The 23,538-nt window shown below is 62.8% G+C and carries 23 protein-coding genes; 19 read left to right on the top strand and 4 right to left on the bottom strand.

Annotated elements, in window-relative coordinates:
• Window positions 1-146 precede the first annotated feature (146 nt).
• The 6 genes from C5J26_RS29480 to C5J26_RS29455 are packed head-to-tail and all read left to right on the top strand — an operon-like array spanning window position 147 to window position 4,792.
• Window positions 147-1,238: an ABC transporter substrate-binding protein gene (locus C5J26_RS29480; RefSeq protein WP_105404999.1), complete on the top strand. Its 1,092-nt coding sequence runs from the start codon at window positions 147-149 to the stop codon at window positions 1,236-1,238.
• A gap of 3 nt (window positions 1,239-1,241) precedes the next feature.
• Entirely contained in the window at window positions 1,242-2,303 is a 1,062-nt protein-coding gene (locus tag C5J26_RS29475; RefSeq protein WP_105404998.1) for an iron ABC transporter permease, read from the top strand.
• Entirely contained in the window at window positions 2,300-3,061 is a 762-nt protein-coding gene (locus C5J26_RS29470) for an ABC transporter ATP-binding protein (protein ID WP_105404997.1), read from the top strand. The genes C5J26_RS29475 and C5J26_RS29470 overlap by 4 nt, the downstream gene beginning before the upstream one ends.
• Window positions 3,058-3,672 (top strand): hypothetical protein, encoded by a 615-nt coding sequence (locus tag C5J26_RS29465; protein WP_105404996.1) that lies wholly within the window; start codon window positions 3,058-3,060, stop codon window positions 3,670-3,672. Before C5J26_RS29470 ends, C5J26_RS29465 begins: the two co-directional genes overlap by 4 nt.
• On the top strand, window positions 3,672-4,292 hold the full coding sequence (locus C5J26_RS29460) for a hypothetical protein (protein WP_105404995.1): 621 nt from the start codon (window positions 3,672-3,674) through the stop codon (window positions 4,290-4,292). The genes C5J26_RS29465 and C5J26_RS29460 overlap by 1 nt, the downstream gene beginning before the upstream one ends.
• Complete coding sequence (locus C5J26_RS29455; RefSeq protein WP_105404994.1) at window positions 4,289-4,792, top strand: hypothetical protein; 504 nt, start codon at window positions 4,289-4,291, stop codon at window positions 4,790-4,792. The genes C5J26_RS29460 and C5J26_RS29455 overlap by 4 nt, the downstream gene beginning before the upstream one ends.
• 4 nt (window positions 4,793-4,796) lie before the next feature.
• Here the strand turns inward: C5J26_RS29455 and C5J26_RS29450 are convergent, their stop codons facing one another.
• Both C5J26_RS29450 and C5J26_RS29445 read right to left on the bottom strand, forming a co-directional pair.
• On the bottom strand, window positions 4,797-5,900 hold the full coding sequence (locus C5J26_RS29450) for an NADH:flavin oxidoreductase/NADH oxidase (protein WP_105404993.1): 1,104 nt from the start codon (window positions 5,898-5,900) through the stop codon (window positions 4,797-4,799).
• A 121-nt stretch (window positions 5,901-6,021) separates the two neighbouring features.
• Window positions 6,022-7,896, bottom strand: coding sequence for an adenine deaminase (locus C5J26_RS29445; protein ID WP_371681961.1), 1,875 nt, complete (start codon window positions 7,894-7,896; stop codon window positions 6,022-6,024).
• Between the two features lie 268 nt (window positions 7,897-8,164).
• Between C5J26_RS29445 and C5J26_RS29440 the strand changes: the two genes are divergently transcribed.
• The 13 genes from C5J26_RS29440 (at window position 8,165) to C5J26_RS29380 (ending at window position 20,760) form a co-directional block, all read left to right on the top strand.
• Window positions 8,165-9,205, top strand: coding sequence for an ABC transporter substrate-binding protein (locus C5J26_RS29440; protein ID WP_105404991.1), 1,041 nt, complete (start codon window positions 8,165-8,167; stop codon window positions 9,203-9,205).
• A gap of 90 nt (window positions 9,206-9,295) precedes the next feature.
• On the top strand, window positions 9,296-10,120 hold the full coding sequence (locus tag C5J26_RS29435; protein ID WP_105404990.1) for an ABC transporter permease: 825 nt from the start codon (window positions 9,296-9,298) through the stop codon (window positions 10,118-10,120).
• The gene (locus C5J26_RS29430; RefSeq protein ID WP_037086550.1) at window positions 10,117-10,908 is read left to right on the top strand and encodes an ABC transporter permease; all 792 of its coding nucleotides are present in this window, start codon (window positions 10,117-10,119) and stop codon (window positions 10,906-10,908) included. The genes C5J26_RS29435 and C5J26_RS29430 overlap by 4 nt, the downstream gene beginning before the upstream one ends.
• A gap of 6 nt (window positions 10,909-10,914) precedes the next feature.
• Window positions 10,915-11,973 carry an ABC transporter ATP-binding protein gene (locus C5J26_RS29425; protein ID WP_105404989.1) on the top strand — a complete coding sequence of 353 codons (1,059 nt, stop codon included), beginning with the start codon at window positions 10,915-10,917 and terminating at the stop codon, window positions 11,971-11,973.
• Between the two features lie 137 nt (window positions 11,974-12,110).
• Complete coding sequence (gene ccoN / locus C5J26_RS29420) at window positions 12,111-13,736, top strand: cytochrome-c oxidase, cbb3-type subunit I (protein WP_105404988.1); 1,626 nt, start codon at window positions 12,111-12,113, stop codon at window positions 13,734-13,736.
• A gap of 14 nt (window positions 13,737-13,750) precedes the next feature.
• Window positions 13,751-14,482, top strand: a complete 732-nt coding sequence (gene ccoO / locus C5J26_RS29415; RefSeq protein WP_105404987.1) for a cytochrome-c oxidase, cbb3-type subunit II — start codon at window positions 13,751-13,753, stop codon at window positions 14,480-14,482.
• Window positions 14,483-14,494: 12 nt separating this feature from the next.
• Window positions 14,495-14,647: a CcoQ/FixQ family Cbb3-type cytochrome c oxidase assembly chaperone gene (locus C5J26_RS29410; RefSeq protein ID WP_007762698.1), complete on the top strand. Its 153-nt coding sequence runs from the start codon at window positions 14,495-14,497 to the stop codon at window positions 14,645-14,647.
• A gap of 17 nt (window positions 14,648-14,664) precedes the next feature.
• Entirely contained in the window at window positions 14,665-15,528 is an 864-nt protein-coding gene (gene ccoP / locus C5J26_RS29405) for a cytochrome-c oxidase, cbb3-type subunit III (RefSeq protein WP_105405020.1), read from the top strand.
• 144 nt (window positions 15,529-15,672) lie between these two features.
• The gene (ccoG, locus tag C5J26_RS29400) at window positions 15,673-17,253 is read left to right on the top strand and encodes a cytochrome c oxidase accessory protein CcoG (protein ID WP_105404986.1); all 1,581 of its coding nucleotides are present in this window, start codon (window positions 15,673-15,675) and stop codon (window positions 17,251-17,253) included.
• The gene (locus C5J26_RS29395; protein ID WP_245441322.1) at window positions 17,250-17,759 is read left to right on the top strand and encodes a FixH family protein; all 510 of its coding nucleotides are present in this window, start codon (window positions 17,250-17,252) and stop codon (window positions 17,757-17,759) included. The genes ccoG and C5J26_RS29395 overlap by 4 nt, the downstream gene beginning before the upstream one ends.
• Complete coding sequence (locus tag C5J26_RS29390; protein WP_105404985.1) at window positions 17,756-20,050, top strand: cation-translocating P-type ATPase; 2,295 nt, start codon at window positions 17,756-17,758, stop codon at window positions 20,048-20,050. The genes C5J26_RS29395 and C5J26_RS29390 overlap by 4 nt, the downstream gene beginning before the upstream one ends.
• On the top strand, window positions 20,047-20,193 hold the full coding sequence (gene ccoS / locus C5J26_RS29385) for a cbb3-type cytochrome oxidase assembly protein CcoS (RefSeq protein WP_046633456.1): 147 nt from the start codon (window positions 20,047-20,049) through the stop codon (window positions 20,191-20,193). Before C5J26_RS29390 ends, ccoS begins: the two co-directional genes overlap by 4 nt.
• Before the next feature lie 165 nt (window positions 20,194-20,358).
• The gene (locus C5J26_RS29380; RefSeq protein ID WP_105404984.1) at window positions 20,359-20,760 is read left to right on the top strand and encodes a VOC family protein; all 402 of its coding nucleotides are present in this window, start codon (window positions 20,359-20,361) and stop codon (window positions 20,758-20,760) included.
• Between the two features lie 58 nt (window positions 20,761-20,818).
• Here C5J26_RS29380 and C5J26_RS29375 read toward each other — a convergent pair whose 3' ends face one another.
• Both C5J26_RS29375 and C5J26_RS29370 read right to left on the bottom strand, forming a co-directional pair.
• The gene (locus tag C5J26_RS29375) at window positions 20,819-22,741 is read right to left on the bottom strand and encodes a PAS domain-containing sensor histidine kinase (RefSeq protein WP_105404983.1); all 1,923 of its coding nucleotides are present in this window, start codon (window positions 22,739-22,741) and stop codon (window positions 20,819-20,821) included.
• A gap of 11 nt (window positions 22,742-22,752) precedes the next feature.
• Window positions 22,753-23,508 (bottom strand): cyclic nucleotide-binding domain-containing protein, encoded by a 756-nt coding sequence (locus tag C5J26_RS29370; RefSeq protein WP_105404982.1) that lies wholly within the window; start codon window positions 23,506-23,508, stop codon window positions 22,753-22,755.
• Window positions 23,509-23,538: the final 30 nt, after the last annotated feature.

Below are 23,538 nucleotides of genomic sequence, written 5' to 3'. Positions count from 1 at the left end.
CCGGTTCGAGCCGCCGGGAGACTGTTCATTTCATCTCTTTGCGCCAGGTTGGGCGAAAGCGCATTTTAAAAGTGGAGATTTGTAGACAAGTTTAATCGCGCGCATTAGGAATGCTCCCCGACGACGTTACCGGCAGGGGATAGATCATGGTTTCGCTCACCCGTTTCGCTTCGCGCGGCCTTCTGGCCGCCGCACTTTCCAGCCTGCTGGCGCATGGCGCCGCGGCGCAGGAGATCGTCTTCAAGGACCAGGAAAACCGGGAGATAAAACTCGCCAACGCGGCCGAGCGCATCGTTTCGATCGTCATCCCGATGGCTTCCACGGTGATCGCACTCGATGGCGGGACGAAGAGGCTCGTCGGCATGAACCCGACCGCCAAGAGCGCGGTGCTCGAAGGCATCCTGAGCAAGATCTTTCCAGAAACCAGGGACATTCCGTCCGACGTGACCGCTCCGAATTTTGTGCCGAACGTCGAGGCGCTGACGGCGACCAATCCCGATCTCGTCATCCAGTGGGGCGGCCGCGGCAACGATATCGTCGCGCCGATCACCAATGCCGGCCTTAACGCCATGCTGATCCTCTACGGCACCGAACAGCTGACCCGCGACTACATGACGATGACCTCCCGGGCGATCGGCAAGCCGGAGCGCATCAAGGAACTGGTCGAGTGGCGCGACCGGGTGCAGAAGGACATCGAGGCGAAGGCCAAGGCGATCCCTGAAGACAAGAAGCCGACCACGCTTTATATCGCCCGCGCTCTGACGGAGATTTCAACGACAGGAACCAAGGGCAGCTATAACGCCTGGTACATGGAGCTAGTCGGCGGCAGGAACGCCTCCGCCGAACTCAACGGCACGGTGACCATCAACAAGGAGCAGATTGCCCAATGGGATCCGGAAGTCATCTTCCTCAACGCCTTCGAAGCCAGGCTCAACGTCGATTGGGTCTATAACGACCCGATCCTGTCGCTGACCAAGGCGGCCAGGAACAAGCGCGTCTACAAGATGCCGCTCGGCGGCTATCGCTGGGATCCGCCGAACCAGGAATCGCCGCTGGCCTGGATGTGGACGGCCAACCTGACCCAGCCGGACGTCTTCAAATACGATCTGCGTGCCGAGATGAAGACCGCCTACAAGACGCTCTACAACTACGACATCACCGATGCCGATATCGACGGCATCCTGTGGATCAAGGAACAGAGCGGCTCGGCCAACTACGCTCAGTTCAAGGCGAAGTAGGTCATGGCGGCGCTGACTGAAAACGAGGCGGCTCCGATAGTCCGTTCGCATCTGGCCCGGCAGACGCTGGTTTTCGCAGCGTTGCTGGCGCTGTTTGCGGTCGCCTTCGTGGTCAGTCTCTGCGTCGGCCGTTTCTCGGTCCCGGCCGGGCGGGCGCTGGAGCTGATCTGGCTCGGCGCGACCGATCCATGGCGGGAACTCACCACGATCGAGGAGCGCATCGTTCTTCTGGTCCGGGCACCGCGCGTCGTGCTGGCAGCACTCGCCGGCGCCGGGCTCGCCCTGTCGGGTGCGGCGCTGCAGGGCGTTTTCCGCAACCCGCTGGTCTCGCCGGATATCCTCGGCATCTCGCAAGGAGCGGCCTTCGGCGGCGCGCTCGGCATCATGCTCGGCATCTGGGGTTTTCCGCTGATCGCCATGGTGTTCATCTCCGGCATGGCCGCCGTCATCCTCGTCGGCCTGATTGCGCGCGTCAACGGCCGCAGCGAAACGATCACCGTGATCCTTTCCGGCCTCGTGGTCAGCTCGATGTTCTCGGCCGTCGTCTCGCTGCTGCAATTTATCGCCGACCCCAACACCTCGCTTCCGGCCATCGTCTACTGGCTGATGGGATCCTTCGCGACCGCGACCTGGGAGCGCACCCTGATCGCAGCACCCGGCCTCATCATCGGCGGCGTGCTCCTCTGGATGCTGCGTTTTCGCCTCAACATCCTGTCGCTGGACGAAGCGGAGGCCCAGAGCCTTGGCGCCAGGACGAACCGCGAGCGCTGGCTGGTCTTCGGGCTGATCGCCGTCATCGTCGGCAGCCAGGTGGCTGTCTCCGGCATCATCGGATGGATCGGCATCGTCATTCCGCATGCCTCCCGGCTGCTGGTCGGCCACGACCACCGCGCGCTGTTGCCTGCCTCGGTCGTGCTCGGTGCCGGCTTCATGGTGATCATCGATACGCTTGCCCGCACCGCGACTGCCGCCGAGATCCCGCTCGGGGTCATCACCGCCCTGGTCGGCGCGCCGATTTTCGCGATGCTCCTGCGCAATCACTACCGCGAAAGGAACGGCTCATGATCGGCCTCGAAGACGCCACCGTCCGCTTCGGTTCGCGCACCATCATCGAGGGCTTGAGCTTCTCGGTTCCGGTCGGCCGCACGCTCGCCGTCCTTGGCCCGAACGGACGCGGCAAGACCACGACGCTGAAGGCGATGCTCGGTTTCCAGCAGCTCGATGCCGGCCGCAGGGTCGCGCCCGATATTGTCGGTTATGTGCCGCAGACCGGCACCAGCAACCAGCGTTACCGCGCGCTTGACGTCGTGGTCATGGGCCGCGCCGCTCATCTCGGCATTTTCGGCCAGCCGGGGCCGGAGGATTTCAGGATCGCCCGTTCGGCGCTGGACCGGGCCGGCGCCGCGCGCTTCGCCGATCACTATTTCGACCGCCTTTCCGGCGGCGAGCGCCAGCTTGTGCTGCTTGCGCGTGCGATCGCCACGGGGTCGCAGGTGCTGGTTCTCGACGAACCGGCGGCAGCCCTCGATCTGCATAATCAGGAACGGCTGCTGGCGCTGCTCAACACGCTGCGTCGGCCGCGCGACAAGGCGATCGTCTTCACCACCCACGACCCGAACCACGCGCTTTCGTCCGCCGATGATGCGCTGCTGATGATGCCGGGCGGCCAGCCGCCGTTGTTCGGCCCGGTCGCCGAGACGATCACGCCGGAGCATCTGGAAAACCTTTACGGCGTGCCGATGCGCGTCGTCGAGCTGGCTGGACCCTCCGGCGAAACCCATCGGGCAGTTCTGCCCGCCTTTGCAGGAATTCGTGCCGCATGACCATCCTGATGATCCAGTCGCATTACCAGGAGCCGTACTCGATGACCCCGCCGGCGTTTGCGGATGCCATCGCCTCCGGCCTCATGAAGGTCGTGCGCGAGATGGAACTGACCGGCGACGATTTCGCGGCGGCGCGGGGGCTGATTACCACCACCCATCTCGATCAGGTCGGTTTTACGCGTTTCGCAGCCGACGTTACCGCCTTTCTCGATCGCGGCGGGCGGTGGATCTATCATGGTCATATTCTCCGCCCGATCCTGACCGAACTCGGCACCTACCGACCGATCCCCGATCCAAAGCGGGTGGATCTCGTCCAGTCCCGGCTTTACGAGCACCCGATCTTCGCCGGCATCGACCAGAAGATGCTGGAAACCAACCATGGGGTCGCCGGCTTCTATGGCCGCGGCTACAATCCGCCTCCGGAGGGCGCTGTCGTCATCAATGCGCTCGGCCCCGCAAAAGCCCCGGTCGATTGGGTGTGGGCCAGACCGCAGGGTGGGGAATTCCTCTCCCACGCCGGCAACGAATTCTGGGGCTGCGGCGACGATCCCGAAATCAAGAAGCAGTTGGCGAGCCGCGCCGTCGCCTGGCTTGCCGGAGAGCTGAACTGATGAGCATTCTCGCGATCCATCCCGGCGCCTACTACCATATCGAGACGCTCGAAGCGCCGCGTTACGCCCATCACTTCGATAGGCTCGTGCGGCCGGAAGACCTGGCCTCCGTAGATCTTGCCGAACACGCTGTCGTCTTCATTCCCTGCCGCACGCCGGCCGATCGCCTGGCGCCGCGTGCCGCGCAACTTCGCGCCTATCTCGACCAAGGCGGCACGATCGTCTCGACCGGCGAGACGAACTGGGACGTCTTCCTCCCCGGCATCGCCTTCACGCCGCAGCCCACGAACTGGTGGTGGTGGCTGACGCCCGGTGCCGATCTCGGCGTGCGCATTGCCGCGCCCGGCCACACGCTGTTCAACCGACTTGGACAAGACGATCTCACGTGGCACCTGCATGGCTGGTTCGACCCGCCTGATGGTGTCGACGTGCTCGCCGTCAATGGCGAGGGAAAGCCCATTCTCTATGTGGACGAGGTGACGACGCCCGGCCGCATGATCATCACCAGCCTCGACCCGTGTTTCCATCACGGGTCACATTTCATGCCGGCGACGACTCGTTTCCTGGACGGTTTCCTGCCCTGGATGCGCGAAGAGCTGGACGGAGCAAGGACAAAATGACAGACAAAATCAACGTTCTCGAAGACGGCAAGCCGCTTTCCTACACCTATGCGGACATGATGCATTTCCACGGCTTCGGCTATCCGGGCGGTGTCGCCCATGCCTTCAAGGTGATGCAGCGGGCCATGCCGCTCTTGAGCCCCGACGGCCTGCCGGAGCGCCGCGAGATCGTCATTCGCACCGCGTTTCGCGGTCCGGGTGCCCGTGACGCCTTCGAAATGGTGACGCGCGGCCTGACCGAAGGCCGCTATACGGTCGATCACGGGTTCGAAAAGCCCGAGCGCGGTAATATTCTCGAACGCTACGTCTTCGAGTTCAGCTATCGCGGTAAGACGGTGACGCTGCAGCTCAAGGAAGGCCATGTCCGCGAGGAATTCATTATCGTCAGCCGCAAACCGGACCGGACGCCGGCCGAAGAGGAACGCCTGGTTTGGCTGAAGCAGGAGATGGCCGACCGGCTGCTCCTGGCGCCGGCCGAGGCCGTTTACGAAGAGGCCTGAACCCTCAGGAGGTAAACAGGTTCCTGAGCTGCGAAGGCTGGCAGCGGAGATATTGCGGTGCCGGCTTCACCTGGGCACCGAGTTCCGCTGCCGCATGCCACGGCCAGCGCGGATCATAAAGGACCGCGCGGGCGATCGCGACGATATCCGCGTCGCCGGTCGAAACGATCGCTTCCGCCTGCGTCGGTTCGGTGATCAGGCCGACCGCCACGACCGGCATCTTCACCACGGCCTTGACGGCGCGCGCCAAGGGCACCTGATAGTTCGGGCCGAGCGGGATTTTCTGTTCGATATGCAGCCCGCCGCTCGACACGTGGATCGCGTCGCAACCTTTTTCGTCCAACATCTGGGCAAACGCGATAGTCTGGTCGATGTCGAGGCCGCCGTCGACCCAGTCGGTCGCCGAAACGCGCACGGTAACCGCCTTGTCGGACGGGAAGGCCTGGCGCACGGCATCGAAAACTTCGAGCGGAAAGCGCATGCGGTTTTCCAGCGAACCGCCATATTCGTCGGTCCGCTGGTTGGAGAGCGGCGACAGGAACTGGTGCAGCAGGTAGCCATGCGCTGCGTGGATCTGGATCGCATCGAGGCCGATCCTTGCCGCCCGTACGGCGGAAGCCGCAAACGCGTCGCGCACCTTGTTCAGGCCTTGCCTGTCGAGCGCGACGGGGGCCACGTATTTCGGATTGAAGGGGATCGCCGAAGCCGATTGGGTCTGCCAGCCGTTCGGTTGGTCCGGCGCGATCTGGCTGCCGCCGAACCAGGGCTTGTCGGTCGAAGCCTTGCGGCCGGCGTGGGCGAGCTGCACCGAGATCGGCATGTCCGACCATTTGCGGATGCTGTCGATCGTGCGGCCCATCGCCTTCTCGGTGGCGTCGTCGTAGAGCCCGACATCCGCATAGGTGATGCGCCCCTCCGGGGTTACTCCTGTCGCCTCGATCGTCAGAAGCGCTGCGCCGGAAAGCGCGAGCTGGCCGAGGTGGATGAGGTGCCAGTCGGTCATGCAGCCGTCCTCGGCCGAATATTGGCACATGGGCGCAATGACGATGCGGTTCGAGAGTTCGAGATTGCGGACGCGGATCGGAGAAAAGAGAGCAGGCTGGGCCATGATTGAGTTCCTTTGCGCGATCGTTGGCGCCGAGGAGGGAGGATCGGTGACGCCTGAAATCGATCCCCGCGTTTTTGGCAAATCAACCGGGTCTCATCAAGTCACGCTGACGAGAGCGGCCCTACCAGACGACCGGATGCGTTTCGCCGGTGAGCACGTTGACGAATCCCTGCGGCGCCCGCTCCGATGGCGCCACCAGCACCCAGCGCCAGGGCGAACAGGTCAGCGTCGCAAACGACAGCCGCTCCGGGAAGCCCGGCCACCAGCGCGGCGAGAAGGTCGGCTCGTACATCCAGTCGATCGTTTCGCCGGCCTTGTAGAGCGCCTGCATTTCCGCATCGAGTTCCGCGGCCGAGCGCGCCGTCATCAGCCCGCCGACTTCGTAATGGACGCGGGCGACCACCTTGCCGCCGGAGACGAGAACCCAGCCGCCCTGCTGTTCGGCGAGCGCATTGGCCACCATTGCCATCGCCTCGTCCGAGGAGCTGACCACCCAGATATTGTGCTTGTCATGCCCGAGCGTCGAGCCCAGCGCCGTATCCGGCGTGCGCGGCCCGGTGCCGAGCCAGAACATTTTCGACACTTTCGCCTCGCCGGAGAACCGATCGACGATCGAGAATTTCGTGACGTTGCGGTCATGGTCGCGCTGGACGGCGCCATCCCTGACCGGCAGTTCCATGGTGATGAATTCGTCCGACCAGTGGAAGGGCCGCAGCAGGGCGGCATTCGCCGTGGCGCGATCCGCCGGCGCCTCGATGCGGAAATCGGCGGCGGTCACCTGCCGGTCGATCTTCACCGTCTTGGTCGCCCATTCCGGCCAATCTATCTCTGGCCGCGCGCCGGTAAACGTCCTGCCTTCCGACACCGGCCCGCCATCCGCCCAGACCTTGGCGATCGACAGCTTTTCGACGTCGTCGAGCAGCACAATATCCGCAAAACGGCCGGGCGCGATCGACCCGACCCAGGGCGTCAGCCGCATATGCCGCGCCGGATTGAGCGTCACGCACTGGATGGCGATTTCCGGCGAAAGGCCGTTCTCGATCGCAAGGCGGACATTGTAGTCCGTCGCGCCCATTTTCAGCGTGTCGGAGGCGCTGCGGTCGTCGGTGACGAAAGCCACCTGGGACCAGTCTGCGAGGTTCTTCTCGATGAGCCCCCGGATGACCTCCGGCAGCGAATGCGGCCGAAGCTCGATGAACAGCCCATGCTGCAGCTTCTGCCAGATCTCCTCCAGGAACCAGCCTTCGTGATCGGAGGCAAGGCCCGCGGCGGCAAACGCGTTGATCGAGGCCAGGTCGCGCAGGCCCGCGCCATGTCCCTCGACCACGCCGCGCTGTTCGAAAGTCGCGCCGATCATGCCCCAGAGCCGGTCGTAGGAGGGGTTTGAGGGATCGGAGATCGACGGCCAGTCCATTACCTCGTCAAGGCCGGCGACCATCAGGCTTTCGCTCATGAACTGCTTCTGCTCGTCATAACCGAAATAGCCGCCGCCCCATTCATAGGCCGTCGGCGGCACGGCCGAACCCGGCAGCGGAAAGATCTTCATCGGCGACCCACGGCGGCGGGCTTCCAGCCAGAATTCCAGGTTGCGGGCGCCGTTGACGTTCGAGAATTCGTGGCTCGCCTCGCAGGTCCAGGTGACCCCGTGCGGCATGACGAGAGCCGCTTCCCATTCCGGTGTCAAATGCGAGCTCTCGATATGCTTGTGCGCCTCGCCGAAACCCGGAACAGCCGAGAGACTGGGCTCGTGGCTACGTTCCGCCACCTCGCCCGCAAAACTGCCCGCCGGTCCCACATAGGCGATCCGCCGTCCCTTGATGACGATCTCCTGGTCCTCGAGCCAAGTCCTGCTGTGGACGTCGAGCAGTCTGCCGACCCTCAGCAGCCGGTCCGCAGGCCGTTTGCCGAGCGCCGTCAGCACCAGGTCCTGGCGGATGCGGGTTTCGTCGGCCGCGTTGATCAGCAGGTCGTCGGGGAGGGGCGCGGAAACTGTCATCGGAGGAATGCCTGTCGGTTCTGATCGCCGGACCCTAAAGACGATGCCCGGACGTGTAAACCATCGCAAACCGTGCATCGGGTATCGCCTGAGGCCCAAAATCAACCTCCGGTATAGGATGGTTCAAGCCTAAAGAAATTTGTCTCTCTAGGGGTCTATGCCTAATAATTGGGCTTGCGGCGGGACCGTTCAAAAAATAGTATCACCCCCAATTCCCGGGGGTGCCCCAGGGGAGCATCAACGCCGCTTTCGCAAAAGGACCCGCCTCATGAAGGCCATTCGTTTCACCCAATTGGCAACTCTTGCTCTCCTGGCAACGCTCGGCGGCACGGCAACGGCAAGCGCCCAGTCGAAGACGCTCACCATCTCCTGGTGGGGCTACAACGGCGAGAAGATGACCGCAAACATCATCGATCCGTTCAAGAAGATCTGCGGCTGCGACATCGTTTTCGAAACCGGCAACAATGCCGACCGCCTCAACAAGCTGAAGCTGCGTGACGGCAAGGGCGTCGATGTCATCTACCTGACCGACAGCTTCTCGCAGCTCGGCATCGAGCAGGGCCTGTTCCAGCCGGTCGATCCGGCGAAGATCCCGAACCTCTCCGAGATCTACGAACTCGGCCGCGCGCCGCAGGGCAAATACGGCCCGGCCTATACGATCGGCCGCATCGGCCTCGTTTACGACTCGGCCAAGGTCAATCCTCCGATCACCTCCTGGAGCGATCTGTGGCGCCCGGACCTGAAGGGCTCGGTTTCGCTGCCGGGCATCACCACCACGGCCGGCCCGATGGTCGTGGTGCAGGCCGGCAAACATGCCGGCGTCGATCCCTATACCGGCACCGACAAGGCGTTCGAAGCCGTCGAAGCCCTGAAGCCGAACGTGGTCAAGAACTACAATACCGGTTCTGAACTGGTGAACCTGATCTCGACCGGCGAAGTGCGCGTCGCAATCGGCCAGGACTTCACGCTCGCCTCGATGCAGGCCGCGGTGAAGACCATGACCTGGGCAAAGCTCAAGGACGGCGATATCGCCACGCTGAACACGGTCAACATCCCGAAGGGTTCGACAAACGTTGAGCTGGCCCACCAGTTCATCAACTTCATCCTGTCGAAGGACGTGCAGCAGAAGGAAGCCGAGCAGGGCGTCGATGCGCCGATCTCCACCAAGGTCCAGCTCACCCCGGACCAGGCGAAGATCTGGACCTACGGTGCCGATCAGGTTTCCAGCCTGGCCCGCGTCGACTACGCAAAGATGAACGCGGCCAAGACCGACTGGATCGACCGCTGGAACGAGGTTTTCGGCAAGTAATCCCGGACGTCGCCTGACTGGTGATATGTTTGCATTGAGAACGGAGCGCCGCCATCAACGCGGCGCTCCTGCCTTTGAGAAAGACTGTCGATGAACAAGCTTGCCAGATGGGGTTTGACGATGCCGGCGACGATCGCCGTCGTCCTGCTTCTGGTCATCCCCGTCGTGCTGACGATCGCCACCACATTCGGCGAGGCGGCCGGTCCGTTTTCCACCTATACGGCCTTCTTCAAGAGCGGCTTTCGCATGGCCGTCCTCTATCGAACCCTTCAGGTCGCCCTGATCACCACGGGCATCGCGCTCGTGGTCGGCTTCATCACCGCATATGTCATCGCCCAGATGCCGGGACGCCTGAAGAGCATCATGATCGTCGCCGCGGTTTTTCCATTGCTGACCGGCGTTGTCGTCCGCTCCTTCGCCTGGCTGATCATCCTCGGCAAGAACGGCATCATCAACAATGCCCTGATGTCGGTCGGGTTGATCGGTGAGCCCCTGTCGATGCTCTACACCCAAGGCTCCGTCATCGTCGCGATGGTCTATTTGTTCGTGCCGCTGATGATCCTGACGCTGGTCGGGGTGCTGGAGGGGATCCCGCGTGACCTGATCGAGGCCGCCGCCTCGCTCGGCGCAAGGCCGGTCCCGACCTTCCTTCAGGTCATCCTGCCGCTTGCAGCCCCCGGCCTCATCGTCGGCGCGGTGCTGGTTTTTACCGGCAGCTTCACCTCTTATGCGACCCCCCAGCTCCTCGGCGGCGAAAAGCAGATGATGATGGGCACCTTCCTCTACCAGCGCGCCATGGTGACCTTCGACTGGGTCGGCGCTTCGACGATCGCCGCCATCATGGTGGTCATAACCATCGGCGTCGTGCTCATCATGAGCCGCATGGCACGCCGGCTCAACCCGATGGCGGTCTGATGGCGACGCGTATTCACCCCCTTCTCGGCGCTTTCGCCATTCTCGTCTTCTTCTTCCTGCTCGCGCCTCTGGTAATCATCGTCGGCTCGGCCCTCAGCGACACGACATTCCTCACCTTCCCGCCGCAGGGGCTGACGCTGCGCTGGTTCGCCAACATCTTCCAGATGGAGGCCTTCCGCCGCACGGCGATCACCAGCCTGCAGGTGGCGCTTCTCGGCACCGGCCTGTCTCTGTTGATCGGCATTCCGGCCGCTTACGCGCTCAATCGTTATCGGGTCGAGCTGCCACGTTGGCTCTCGACACTGTTCGTGCTGCCGATCCTGGTGCCGGAAATCGTCTTCGGCTTCGCGCTCCTGAAGTCGATCACGATAGGCCTCGGCCTGCCGGTCTTCATCAGCCTCGTCGTCGGCCATGCGCTGCTGATCCTGCCCTATTCGGTGCGCGTCGTCGGCGCCAGCCTCGCCTCGTTCGATTTCTCGATCGAGGAGGCCGCGAGAAGCCTCGGCTGCCCGCCGCTGAAAACCTTCATGACTGTGGTGCTGCCGAACATCCGCGCCGGCGTCATCGCCGCCTTCATCCTCGCCTTCATCACCTCCATCAACGACGTGTCGGTGTCGGTCTTCCTGACCGGCCCGGGCATCTCGACGCTGCCGATCCAGATTCTCGCGCATATGGAGCAGTTCTTCGACCCGACGATCGCTTCCGTTTCCGTGCTCCTGATGCTGGTGACCGTCGGCGTCATGGCGATCGTCGAAGCGACGCTCGGCCTCACATTCCTCACCAAGTAGGTTCCCTTGACCGTATCCCTGACCATCGAAAGCCTCTCCGCCCATTACGGAACCACGCAGGTTCTGAAAGACCTGTCGATCTCCGTTGCGGCCGGCGAACTGGTGTCGCTGCTCGGCTCCAGCGGCTGCGGCAAGACGACGACGCTGCGCCTGGTGGCGGGTTTTCTGCAGCCGACCAGCGGCCGGATCCGCCTCGGCGACCGCGATCTGACGACATTGCCGGCCCATGCCCGCAATATCGGTCTCGTCTTCCAGAGCTATGCGCTTTTCCCGCATCTGAGCGTGCTCGACAATGTCGCCTTCGGCCTGAAGCAGCGTGGCCTCGCCAAGCCGGACCGCACGAAGCGGGCGATGGCGATGCTGGAACGTGTCGGCCTTGCGCCGCTCGCCGACCGCCTGCCGGCAGCGCTGTCCGGCGGCCAGAAACAGCGCGTCGCGCTTGCCCGAGCTCTCGTCATCGAGCCGCCGCTCCTGATGTTCGACGAGCCGCTCTCCAACCTCGATGCGAAGCTCAGGATCGACATGCGCGTCGAAATCCGCCAGCTGCAGCGCGCCAACGGCACGACCTCGCTCTACGTCACCCACGATCAGGAAGAGGCGTTTTCGATCTCCGACCGCGTCGCGATCATGAATGCCGGCCGTATCCTGCAGCTCGATACGCCGGAAGTGCTCTACCAGAAGCCGGCCAGCGCCTTCGTTGCCCGCTTCGTCGGATTCGAGAACCTGATCCGCATGAAGGTCGTCGACCGCCAGTCGGCAATCGTTACCGCCGAGGCGACCGGCGGCACGCGGCTTCACCTTTCCCAGGATCTGTTTGGCCCGATCAAGGACGATTTCATTCTGGCCTGCCGCGCCGACGGGCTTGCGGTCCGCCGCGAGGGCGAAGGCATCCCGGCAGTCCTCGGGACGCGCACCTATCTCGGTCGCGCCTATCAATACAAATGCGAAACGGCCGCGGGCGAAATCACCGCCAACGGCCCGCTTTCCGACCCGTTGGATGCCGGTGCCCGGGCGGTGCTCACGCCGCTGCCGGAGCAGTGCTGTATCCTCGATCTGGAAAACTGAACCCGAAATGGAATACGAACGGGGCCGTTTGCCGGGGGCGTTGACGCAAGTCAAACCCCCGAAGCGGTCCGTATGTCAGCACATCATGGTCACAATCCTTCAACCGGCAGCGTATTTGCGCTGTGAGGCCAAAGACCATGAATTACCTCTCAGAAACACTCTGGCTGTCGATCGGCACCTTCCTGGCGTTGCTCGCGGCCGCTTATACCCATGACAGCCTGTTTGCAGCCCATATGTGGGTCCTGTTCTTCGTGCTGCTGATCAGCACGACCGTCTTGATGCGCAGGATTTCCTTCGCGCCGCAGGCGCCCGCGATAAGCCTGCCGTCAAAATCCGAATATTTCGACGAGGTGGTCAAATACGGCACCATCGCCACGGTCTTCTGGGGCGTCGTCGGTTTCCTGGTCGGCGTCGTCATCGCACTCCAGCTTGCCTTTCCGGACCTGAACATCGAGCCCTGGTTCAATTTCGGCCGCCTGCGACCGCTGCACACTTCGGGCGTCGTCTTTGCCTTCGGCGGCAATGCACTGATCACCACATCGTTTTATGTGGTTCAGCGCACCTGTCGCGCCCGCCTTTTCGGCGGCAATCTCGCCTGGTACGTGTTCTGGGGTTATCAGCTTTTCATCGTCATGGCGGCGACCGGCTATCTGCTCGGCATCACGCAGTCGCGCGAATATGCCGAGCCGGAATGGTATGTGGACCTCTTCCTGACAGTCGTCTGGGTCGCCTATCTCGCCGTTTTCCTCGGCACGATCCTGAAGCGCAAGGAGCCGCATATCTATGTGGCGAACTGGTTCTATCTCGCCTTCATCGTAACCATCGCCATGCTGCACGTGGTGAACAACCTGGCGGTTCCGGTCTCCTTCCTCGGCGTGAAGAGCTATTCGGCCTTCTCGGGTGTCCAGGATGCGTTGACCCAATGGTGGTACGGGCATAACGCGGTCGGTTTCTTCCTGACCGCAGGCTTCCTCGGGATGATGTATTATTTCGTGCCGAAGCAGGTCAATCGCCCGGTCTATTCCTACCGTCTGTCGATCATCCACTTCTGGGCGCTGATCTTCCTCTATATCTGGGCCGGCCCGCACCACCTGCACTATACGGCGCTGCCCGACTGGGCCCAGACGCTCGGGATGGTCTTTTCGATCATGCTCTGGATGCCCTCCTGGGGTGGGATGATCAACGGCCTGATGACGCTCTCCGGCGCCTGGGACAAGATCCGCACCGATCCGATCGTCCGCATGATGATCATCGCCATTGCCTTCTACGGCATGTCGACCTTCGAAGGCCCGATGATGTCGATCAAGGCGGTCAATTCGCTCAGCCACTATACGGACTGGACGATCGGCCACGTGCATTCCGGTGCGCTCGGCTGGGTCGGCATGATCTCCTTCGGCGCCGTCTACTACATGACGCCCAAGCTCTGGAACCGCGAGCGGCTCTACAGTCTCGATCTGGTCAACTGGCACTTCTGGCTCGCCACCCTCGGCATCGTCGTCTACGCCGCCGTCATGTGGGTTGCCGGCGTCCAGCAGGGCCTGATGTGGCGCGAATACGACAGCCAGGGCTTCCTGGTCTATTCCTTCGCCGAAACGGTCGCGGCCATGTTCCCCTACTACCTGCTGCGTGCGGTGGGCGGTGCCATGTACCTCGCAGGCGGGCTCATCATGGCCTTCAACGTCACCATGACCATCCTCGGTTACCAACGGCAGGAGCGGGTTCGGGGTGGTGCTTCCCCCGCCGCTCTCCAGCCGGCCGAATAAGGAGGGAACCACTCATGTCCATTCTCGACAAACATCACTACATCGAACGCAACGCAACCCTGCTCCTGGTCGGCTCGCTGCTCGTCGTTTCGATCGGCGGCATCGTGGAAATCGCGCCGCTCTTCTATCTCGAAAACACCATCGAGAAGGTGGAAGGCATGCGGCCCTATTCGCCGCTCGAGCTGGCCGGGCGCGACATCTACATCCGCGAAGGCTGTTATGTCTGCCATAGCCAGATGATCCGCCCCTTCCGCGACGAGGTGGAGCGCTACGGTCACTACAGCCTGGCGGCTGAATCCATGTACGACCATCCGTTCCAGTGGGGATCGAAGCGCACAGGCCCCGATCTCGCCCGCGTCGGCGACCGCTATTCGAACGAATGGCACGTCCAGCACCTGATCGAACCGCGCGATGTCGTGCCGGAATCGGTGATGCCGAGCTACGCCTTCCTCAAGGAGACGCCGCTCAAGATCACCGACGTTTCCATGGAGCTGAAGGCGAACCGCGCGGTCGGCGTCCCTTATTCGGACGAAATGATAGCGAGCGCCAAGGCGGACCTTTCGGCCCAGGCCGATCCGAACGCCGACACGTCCGGCCTGCTCGCCCGCTATCCCAAGGCCAAGGTCGGCGATTTCGACGGCAATGCCCAAAGCCTCACGGAGATGGATGCGCTGGTCGCCTATCTGCAGATGCTCGGCACGCTGGTCGATTTCTCGACTTATGACGACGCTGCCGGTTACCGCTGAAGGAACAAGCTCATGGAATTCTACACGGCCATGCGCCACTTCGCCGATAGCTGGGGTCTGCTTGCCATGACCCTGTTTTTCCTCGGCGTTCTCGTCTTCACCTTGCGCCCCGGCGCGAAAGCCTCTGCAGACGAGGCCGCCCGGATCCCTCTGAAGGAGGATTGAACATGCCAGAAAAACATATGGCGGAAAAACATATCGACCAATTGAGCGGCGTTGAGACCACCGGCCACGAGTGGGACGGCATCCGCGAGCTCAACAATCCGCTGCCGCGCTGGTGGCTCTGGACCTTCTATGCCTGCATCCTGTGGTCGGTCGGATATGCGATCGCCTACCCTTCCATTCCCCTCCTGACCGACGCGACGAAGGGCCTGCTTGGATATTCGAGCCGTGCCGAGCTTGCGGCAGATCTCGATGGTGCCAAGATCGCCCAGGGTGGGATCCTGGAGAAAATCTCCAGTTCGTCGCTGGAAGAGATTGTCGCCGACCCCCAGCTTAGCCAGTTCGCAATCGCAGGCGGCGCGGCCGCCTTCCGAGTCAACTGCACCCCTTGCCACGGCACGGGTGCCGCCGGCGGGCAGGGCTATCCCAATCTCAACGACAACGACTGGCTATGGGGCGGCGATGTCAACGCTCTTTATCAGACGATCGCCCACGGCATCCGCGATCCCGCCGACGGCGAGACCCGCATTTCGGAAATGCCGGCCTTTACGGACATGCTGAAGCCGGACGAGGTGCGCCAGGTCGCCGCCTACGTGGTGAGCCTCACTGGAACCCCGCGCGATCCAGCGATGGTCGAGCCCGGAAAGCAGCTTTTCACCGACAATTGCGTCTCGTGTCATGGCGAGAAGGCCGAGGGCAACCGCGACCTTGGCGGGCCGAGCCTTGCCGACGCGATCTGGCTGAAGGCTCGCGGCGAGGCGGAGATTGCCAGGCAGATCCAGGCCCCGAAACACGGCGTCATGCCGGCCTGGGGAGCCCGCCTCGGAGACGTCGCCGTCAAGCAGCTCGCCGTCTACATTCACTCGCTCGGCGGCGGGGAGTGAGAAAAGTCGCAATCCACTCGATCTGACGAGCGGCCGCCTGTGCGTCATCAGCAGGCGGCCGTTTTGTCACACCGGTTCGATTGACTTGTGTCAAGGAGTGACCGTCGCCGGGATGAGAAAACATGGACCAAAGGAACTGGTCCCATGAATCTCTACACGTCTCCCGCGCTTAGCCCCAGCGACGCTTCCGTTGAGCGTATCGATGTCCAGCCCGTGCATTCGCCGGGCAAGCCGCTTTACGAGAAGCGCAAGAAGATATTTCCCAAAAGGGCCGAAGGGCGCTTCCGTCGCTTCAAATGGCTGGTGATGCTGATCACCCTCGGCATCTATTACCTCACTCCCTGGATCCGCTGGGACCGGGGTCCCTTTGCACCCGATCAGGCGGTGCTCGTCGATCTTGCGAGCCGTCGTTTCTATTTCTTCTTCATCGAAATCTGGCCGCAGGAATTCTTCTACGTCGCCGGGCTTCTGGTGATGGCCGGTTTCGGCCTTTTCCTGGTGACCTCGGCCGTCGGTCGCGCCTGGTGCGGTTATGCCTGCCCGCAGACGGTCTGGGTCGATTTCTTCCTTGTCGTCGAGCGCTTCTTCGAGGGCGACCGCAATGCCCGCATCAAGCTCGACGCCGCGCCCTGGAGCCTCGACAAGCTCTGGAAGCGCGTCGCCAAACACGCCACCTGGCTGGCCATCGCGGTGGCGACCGGCGGCGCCTGGATTTTCTATTTTGCCGACGCACCCTCGCTCGCCTTCGATTTCGTCACCGGCCAGGCGGCGCTGGTCGCCTATTCCACCGTCGCCACCCTGACGGCCACGACCTACGTCCTCGGCGGACTGCTGCGCGAACAGGTCTGCATCTATATGTGTCCCTGGCCGCGCATCCAGGCCGCCATGCTGGACGAGAGTTCGCTGGTCGTCACCTATAACGACTGGCGCGGCGAACCGCGCAGCCGCCATGCCAAGAAGGCGGCGGCGGCCGGCCAGCCGGTCGGCGATTGCGTCGATTGCAATGCCTGCGTGGCGGTCTGTCCCATGGGCATCGACATCCGCGAAGGCCAGCAGATGGCCTGCATCACCTGCGCGCTCTGTATCGATGCCTGCGACGGCGTGATGGACAAGATCGGCAAGCCGCGCGGCCTGATCGCTTATGCGACGCTCGACGAATACGACGCCAACATGGCGCTCGCGACAAACGGCAGCACGACGCCGATCGATCCGGCCCGGGTGCGCAATCCGGACGGTTCCTTCATCGACAAGGTCCGCCATTTCGACTGGAGGGTGATCTTCAGGCTCCGCACGCTGATCTATTTCGGTGTCTGGTCGGCCGTCGGTCTCGGCCTCGTCTTCGCGCTCCTGTCGCGCGACCGGCTGGAGGTCAACGTGCTCCATGATCGCAACCCGCAATTCGTGCTGGAATCGGACGGTTCCATCCGCAACGGCTACACGATCCGGCTGCTCAACATGATCCCGGAGCCGCGCACGATCATGGTCTCGATGGAAGGCCTGCCCGAAGCGACGATGAAGATATCCGGCGTCACGGACGTACCGGGCCGCCTCTTCGCGGTGCAGGTGGAGCCCGACAAGACGCTTGCCCTGAAGGTTTTCGTGACCCTTCCCAAGGATGCCGTTTCCTCCGAGGCCGTCGATTTCCACTTCATCGCCGAGGACCGGTCGAGCCACGAAAAGGACAGCTATTCAGCCGTCTTCAACACACCGGGAGCCAGAAAATGAGCCCGACGAAAATGAACGCGATCCCTGCAAAATCCTTCGTCTTCACCGGCTGGCACATGGTCGGCGTGCTGGTGCTCTTTTTCGGCACCATCATCTCGGTCAATTTCTACATGGCCTATAACGCGGTCACCAGCTGGAGCGGGCTGGTGGCGGAAAACACCTATGTCGCCAGCCAGCAGTTCAACGGCAAGGCAGCCGAGGCGCGGACGTTGACGGCGACCGGCGTCACCGGCCGCATCACCGTCAACGGCTCGGATGTCCGTTACGAGGTCTTCCACCCGAAGAACGGGCCGGTCGCGGCTGATGCGCTGACGCTGAAGTTCAAACGACCGGTCGGCGAACATCAGGATTTCAAACTCGACCTCGTTCCCGTCGGCCAGGGGATATTCGTAGCCACCCATGAAATCCTGCCCGGCCAATGGATCGTCGATGCGAGCGCCATCCGGAACGGCAAGCGCGTCCTGCATCAGGCCGAACGCATCTCGGTTTTGAGGAGGGCGGAATGAGCTGCTGCGCGCCTGGAGCCGAAGGCTATTCGGATCTTCCGCTTCCGTCCTCCGAGGAACTGACGCTGTCCAGCCGGATGATCTCCCCTGGCTTGCGCCAGACCGATCTCAGCGTTCCGCAGGTCCATTGCGGCACCTGCATCGCGACGATCGAAAAGGCGCTCAATGCACTGCCGTCGGTGGAGCGGGCTCGGGTCAATCTCTCCACCAAACGCGTCTCGATCGTCTGGCGGGAAAAGGCCGGAGATGTCGACACGGATCCGGTCGAGCTGGTCAAGGCGATCGTCGACGCCACCGGCTACGATGCGCATCTTTTCTCGAATGCCGAGGAGGTCGGCGAGAAGCTGCAACGCGACCTCATCCGCGCCGTCGCGCTCTGCGGTTTTGCGGCGGCAAACATCATGCTGCTGTCGGTTTCGGTATGGTCGGGTGCCGATGCCTCGACACGCGACATGTTCCATTGGATATCGGCACTGATCGCCGCGCCGGCGCTGATCTATGGCGGCCGTTTCTTCTATCAGTCGGCCTGGAATGCGCTCAGCCGCCGTCGCACCAACATGGACGTGCCGATCGCGCTCGCCATCACGCTTTCCTATGCGGTGTCGCTCTGGGAAACCATGCATCACGGCGAACATGCCTGGTTCGACGCGACGGTGTCGCTGCTGTTCTTCCTGCTGATCGGCCGCACGCTCGACCATGTCATGCGCGACCGGGCGCGGGCTGCGATCAGCGGCCTTGCACGCCTGTCGCCCCGCGGCGCCACGGTTATCGGTCAGGACGGCTCGCGCGACTATCGCCCGGTGGACGAAATACGGCCGGGCGACCGGGTGGCGATTGCGGCCGGTGAGCGGGTGCCGGTCGATGGGCTCGTCGAGAGCGGCGCAAGCGATATCGACGTCTCGATCGTCAACGGCGAAAGCGCGCCGAGGCCGGTCCGTGCTGGGGACATAATACAGGCAGGAACGCTCAACCTCACCGGTTCGCTAGTACTGAAGGCAATGGCTGCGGCGAAGGATTCCTTCTTGTCCGAGGTCATTTCGCTGATGGAGGCGGCAGAGGGTGGACGGGCACGCTATCGCCGGATCGCCGATCGCGCAGCGCAATATTATTCTCCGGCCGTCCATTTTCTGGCGCTTGCAGCCTTTCTCGCCTGGGGTTTCATCGGCGGCGACTGGAAACACGCGATGCTGGTGGCAATCGCCGTGCTGATCATCACCTGCCCCTGCGCGCTCGGCCTTGCCGTGCCGGTGGTGCAGGTTGTCGCGGCCGGCCGGCTGTTCCGGAACGGCATCATGGTCAAGGACGGTTCGGCCATGGAACGGCTTGCCGAAATCGACACGGTGCTCTTCGACAAGACCGGCACGCTGACCCTCGGCCGGCCGCGGCTGCTGGATGTCGAGCGGTTCGACAGGAAGCAGCTCGCCCTGGCCGCCGGCCTCGCCGCCCATTCGCGCCACCCTCTCTCCCAGGCGCTCGCGATGGCGGTATCCGGCCCGGTTGCGGTCTTCGAAACGGTCACCGAAATCCCGGGGCGGGGCCTCGAAGCGGTGACGCCGGCAGGCCTCTACCGCCTCGGCAACCGCCGCTTCGCTCTGTCAGTGCCGGACGACGGAAGCCCGGGCAATAGCGTGACCGAGACGGTTCTCTCGCTCGACGCCAAGGAAATAGCCACCTTCCGGTTCGATGATTCGCTCCGCCCCGGCGCCCTGACCGCTACGGCATCCCTCGCGGCAAGCGGTTTCGAGACGGGCATACTATCGGGCGACCGCCGTCGGGTGGTTGCCGATCTCGCCATCCGCCTCGGCCTCGAACATTGGCAGGCGGAGCTTTCGCCGAGACAGAAGGCGGAGTTCTGCACTTCGCTCGAGGCAAGCGGCCGCAAGGTGCTGATGGTCGGTGACGGCATCAACGACGCGCCGGCGCTTGCCGCAGCCCATGTCTCGATCGCGCCGGCGACGGCGGCGGACGTCGGCCGTCAGGCCGCCGACTTCGTATTCATGCGCGACAGCCTGGAAGCGGTGCCGATGGCGATCGATATCTCGCGACGCGCCGGCCGGTTGATCCGCGAGAATTTCGCGCTCGCCATCGGCTACAATGTCATCGCGGTGCCGATCGCGCTTGCCGGTTATGCGACGCCGCTGATTGCCGCCGTTGCCATGTCCACGTCGTCGATTATCGTCGTCGCCAACGCGCTGCGGCTCAGCGGATCGGGAGGCGCTGCCGAGGCCGAAGCGGCGGCGGAGAGCCACGGTCGAGCAAAAGCCCCTCCCGGTGAGGCCCGCGTCGCATGAACATGCTGATCTATCTCATCCCGATTGCGCTTTTCCTCGGTGGTCTTGGCCTCTTCGCCTTTCTCTGGTCGCTGAAGAGCGGCCAGTACGACGACCTCGAAGGCGCCTCTTGGCGCGTGCTTCGGGATGATCCGCCGGAATGAACCGGCGACCCCCGACAAGCTCCGGCACGCCCTCGAGCTTCTCAGGAGTGGGCGTCGCTGGCGGTTTTCTTGCCGAGAGCACTGTCGTGAGGCATTCTTTTCGTGGAACCGCCAACAAACGGCATCTGCGCCCGCAAGGACTGCGGCCTTCACGAAAGGAATTCGATGCGTTTTATCAATCCCATTCCTTTCGTTCGCGACATAAATCACTCGAAAGCGTTTTACCGAGATAGGCTCGGGCTGAGGATACTGGACGATTTCGGGGGTTTCGTACTCTTCGAAACCGGTTTCGCAATCCACGAAGGCAGTTCGCTTGAGCAAACGATTTGGCGGCAAGGCCCTGTTGCGAACGAACCCTACGGACGGAGAAATTTGCTGCTATATTTCGAACATGAGGATGTCGATGCTGCCTTCGAAAACATCGCGCCGCATGTGGAACTGATCCATCCGGTAGAGCAGCAAGCCTGGGGACAGCGAGTCTTCCGCTTTTATGATCCCGACGGACACGCGATAGAGATCGGTGAACCACAAAGGCTAGGGCCTTCAGGGGATTCACAGAAACTCTGAGCTCTGCGGCGGAATCTGGGGCGCTGGCCGCGGATACATCCCTTCTATCAAACGAAAATCAGTCCAGCAGTTCCCGGAGCCGCATCGCGAGCTCCCTGGCGGTGTAAGGCTTCTTTAGCCAGCTACCGGATTGGGCGAGTTCGCGCCCGGCAATGGCCGGTTCGGCGTAGCCGGAGGTGAACAGCACCTTCATGCCGGGCCGTCTGGCGCGCACTGCGGCCGCCAGTTCGTCGCCCGTCATTCCGCCTGGCATCACGATATCGGTGAAAAGAAGGTGGATGCCGTCGTGCTGGCCGAGCTGGTCCAGCGCCTCCTGGCCGTTCGAGGCCTCGATGACGCCGTAGCCGAGTTGCGTCAGCCGGGACACGGCAATGCGCCGGACCCGCGGGTCGTCCTCGACGACGAGGATCTTTTCGGTGCCGCCGGGAATGGAGGCCTGTTTCGAGCCGGCCTCGACGGCAAGCGGACCTGCGGCCTGCGTCTTGTGCGCCACCGGCAGGAAAATCCGCACGCTCGTGCCCTGTCCCGGCTCGCTATAGAGCTGGATATGCCCGCCGGACTGTTTGGCGAAACCGTAGACCATGCTGAGGCCGAGGCCTGTTCCAGCACCCAGGCCCTTGGTGGTGAAGAATGGCTCGAAAGCCTTGTCCTTGACGTCGGAAGGCATGCCGACACCCGTATCGGTGACGGAGATCAGCACGAAATCGCCGGTGCGGACATCGGGATACATCTGCGCATAATCGACATCCAGCCTGACGCGGGAGATCTCGATCGTCAGCTTGCCGCCGCGCGGCATCGCGTCCCGCGCATTGAGCGTCAGGTTGAGAAGCGCATTCTGGAGCTGCGATGCGTCGACCAGCGCTTCGTTGGAAACGCCGGTCACTGTGGTGCGAAGCTCGATCGTTTCGCCGAGCGTTCGTCTGAGAAGCTCCGAGAAGCCGGAGACGAGATTGCCGACATCTGCGAGCTTCGGGTTGAGCGGCTGGCGCCGTCCGAAGGCCAGAAGCTGGCCTGTCAGTTTGGCACCGTCTTCCGCGGCGCCCTGGGCTTCATGCAGCAGTTCCAGCAGGCCTGCATCCGCGACCTTGTTCTCGATCATCTCCAGATTGCCGCTGATGACGGTGAGAAGATTGTTGAAATCGTGCGCAAGGCCGCCGGTCAGCTGGCCGATCGCTTCCATCTTCTGGGCCTGGCGAAGTTCTTCTTCGATCTTGTGACGGCTGGTGAGGTCGCGGACGAAGCCGGTAAAAATGCGTTTTCCGTTGGTGACGGCCTCGCCGACCGAAAGCTCCATCGGAAATGTGCTTTTGTCCTTGCGCTGCCCGGTCACGACGCGGCCGTAGCCGATGATCCGGCGCTCGCCTGTGGTGAGGTAGCGCGAGATATATCCGTCATGGGCGTCCCGGTCGGGCGATGGCATCAGCATCTTCACATTCTGCCCGCAGACTTCGTCGGACGAGTAGCCGAACAGCTGCTCGGCAGCGGTGCTGAAGGAGGAGATGCAGCCGACTTCGTCGATGACGATCATCGATTCCGGAACCGTGTCCAGAATGGAGCGCAGATGCGCTTCGCGTTCGGCAAGATCGTTCTGCACCCTTTTCATCTCGGTGATATCGTTGTTCGTTTGAATGATGATCGAAGGTCCGTCGCTCGACGGATTGACGGCCACCCAGCGGCTCGCCACGACGACGGAGTGACCGTGCTTGTGGCGATGGACGACCTCTCCCTGCCAGGTATGATAGATCTGGACATGATGGCGGATCCCGTCGAGCGGCTCGGGAAACTGCGTCGCCAGCAGCTCGTGGACGACCCTTCCGAGAGCCTCCTCCCGACGCCAGCCGTAAAGCTGCTCGCAGCCGCTCGTCCAGCGGCTGATAATGCCGTCCACGCCGTGGACGATGAGGTTGGCATCGTCGAGAAGAAGAGTGACGGCATCGAGTTGGCTTTCCGTCGTGGCTTCGGGTCCTGTCTTGCCGATCATGTCCAATCCGTCTAATGGCGCCGTCGCTCGCCGAGAGCGATCAGGTCGCGCCGCATGTCCCCACAGTCATCGTCGTCACCGGCGAGTTGCGCAAGCATCCCCGGCCGTTCGATTCTTATGGAATGACGGGCGGCCGGGTCCAGAACATTCAACACGCCTTTGCCGATAAGCCTGGTGATAGTACGCGAAACGGTCTCGATCGTCAGTCCGAGATAGTCGGCCATGTCCTGCCGGCTCATGGAGAGCTCGACGACCGGCTGCGCATTGCGTTCGGCCATCGCGCGTTTCAGGTATCTCAGAAGGAAGGTGCAGAGCCGCTCTTCCGCGCTTTTGCTCGACAGGAGCACCATCTGGTCCTGGGCTGCGGCCATTTCGTCGCAGACGCGGGCAAAGACCTTCGGCCTCAGGCTCTCGGAATTGATGACGGCTGCCTCGAATTGCCGACGCGCCAGCCGACGGACCTTCGCCGTGGTGATGGCTTCCGCAGTGTAGATATAATTATCCCGGAACGACACGCCGATCATATCACCGGTATGCAGAAACCCTGTAATGACCCGGCGTCCGTCCGAAATGATCCGGAAAACGCGCAGCGTCCCCTCCATGACCTCGAAGATATGCCTGGCTTCGTCGCCCTCGAAGAACAGGGCCTGGCCGGCCGACAGATATTCCACAGGCTGCTTCGCGAACAGCGAATGGAGACAATCCGGTTCGTCGAGCGGTCTTGCTGCTGCCGTGTTGAAGGTCTTCGCATAATCCGTGACAAACATGAAACTGCCCCTATCCGTTTGGTTAAGGCA

Origin of the sequence: Neorhizobium sp. T7_12, from assembly GCF_002968535.1 — a bacterium.
GTDB lineage: Bacteria > Pseudomonadota > Alphaproteobacteria > Rhizobiales > Rhizobiaceae > Neorhizobium > Neorhizobium tomejilense.
The sequence above is the reverse complement of the archived record's forward strand: the minus strand, read 5'-3'. Positions and strand labels throughout refer to the sequence as shown.

Bases quoted from the DNA above. Each gene is read 5' to 3' on its own strand.
- C5J26_RS29480 (WP_105404999.1), top strand. From the start codon at position 147: ATGGTTTCGCTCACCCGTTTCGCTTCGCGCGGCCTTCTGGCCGCCGCA.
- C5J26_RS29475 (WP_105404998.1), top strand. From the start codon at position 1,242: ATGGCGGCGCTGACTGAAAACGAGGCGGCTCCGATAGTCCGTTCGCAT.
- C5J26_RS29470 (WP_105404997.1), top strand. From the start codon at position 2,300: ATGATCGGCCTCGAAGACGCCACCGTCCGCTTCGGTTCGCGCACCATC.
- C5J26_RS29465 (WP_105404996.1), top strand. From the start codon at position 3,058: ATGACCATCCTGATGATCCAGTCGCATTACCAGGAGCCGTACTCGATG.
- C5J26_RS29460 (WP_105404995.1), top strand. From the start codon at position 3,672: ATGAGCATTCTCGCGATCCATCCCGGCGCCTACTACCATATCGAGACG.
- C5J26_RS29455 (WP_105404994.1), top strand. From the start codon at position 4,289: ATGACAGACAAAATCAACGTTCTCGAAGACGGCAAGCCGCTTTCCTAC.
- C5J26_RS29450 (WP_105404993.1), bottom strand. From the start codon at position 5,900: ATGGCCCAGCCTGCTCTCTTTTCTCCGATCCGCGTCCGCAATCTCGAA.
- C5J26_RS29445 (WP_371681961.1), bottom strand. From the start codon at position 7,896: ATGACAGTTTCCGCGCCCCTCCCCGACGACCTGCTGATCAACGCGGCC.
- C5J26_RS29440 (WP_105404991.1), top strand. From the start codon at position 8,165: ATGAAGGCCATTCGTTTCACCCAATTGGCAACTCTTGCTCTCCTGGCA.
- C5J26_RS29435 (WP_105404990.1), top strand. From the start codon at position 9,296: ATGAACAAGCTTGCCAGATGGGGTTTGACGATGCCGGCGACGATCGCC.
- ccoN (WP_105404988.1), top strand. From the start codon at position 12,111: ATGAATTACCTCTCAGAAACACTCTGGCTGTCGATCGGCACCTTCCTG.
- ccoO (WP_105404987.1), top strand. From the start codon at position 13,751: ATGTCCATTCTCGACAAACATCACTACATCGAACGCAACGCAACCCTG.
- C5J26_RS29410 (WP_007762698.1), top strand. From the start codon at position 14,495: ATGGAATTCTACACGGCCATGCGCCACTTCGCCGATAGCTGGGGTCTG.
- ccoP (WP_105405020.1), top strand. From the start codon at position 14,665: ATGGCGGAAAAACATATCGACCAATTGAGCGGCGTTGAGACCACCGGC.
- ccoG (WP_105404986.1), top strand. From the start codon at position 15,673: ATGAATCTCTACACGTCTCCCGCGCTTAGCCCCAGCGACGCTTCCGTT.
- C5J26_RS29395 (WP_245441322.1), top strand. From the start codon at position 17,250: ATGAGCCCGACGAAAATGAACGCGATCCCTGCAAAATCCTTCGTCTTC.
- C5J26_RS29390 (WP_105404985.1), top strand. From the start codon at position 17,756: ATGAGCTGCTGCGCGCCTGGAGCCGAAGGCTATTCGGATCTTCCGCTT.
- ccoS (WP_046633456.1), top strand. From the start codon at position 20,047: ATGAACATGCTGATCTATCTCATCCCGATTGCGCTTTTCCTCGGTGGT.
- C5J26_RS29380 (WP_105404984.1), top strand. From the start codon at position 20,359: ATGCGTTTTATCAATCCCATTCCTTTCGTTCGCGACATAAATCACTCG.
- C5J26_RS29375 (WP_105404983.1), bottom strand. From the start codon at position 22,741: ATGATCGGCAAGACAGGACCCGAAGCCACGACGGAAAGCCAACTCGAT.
- C5J26_RS29370 (WP_105404982.1), bottom strand. From the start codon at position 23,508: ATGTTTGTCACGGATTATGCGAAGACCTTCAACACGGCAGCAGCAAGA.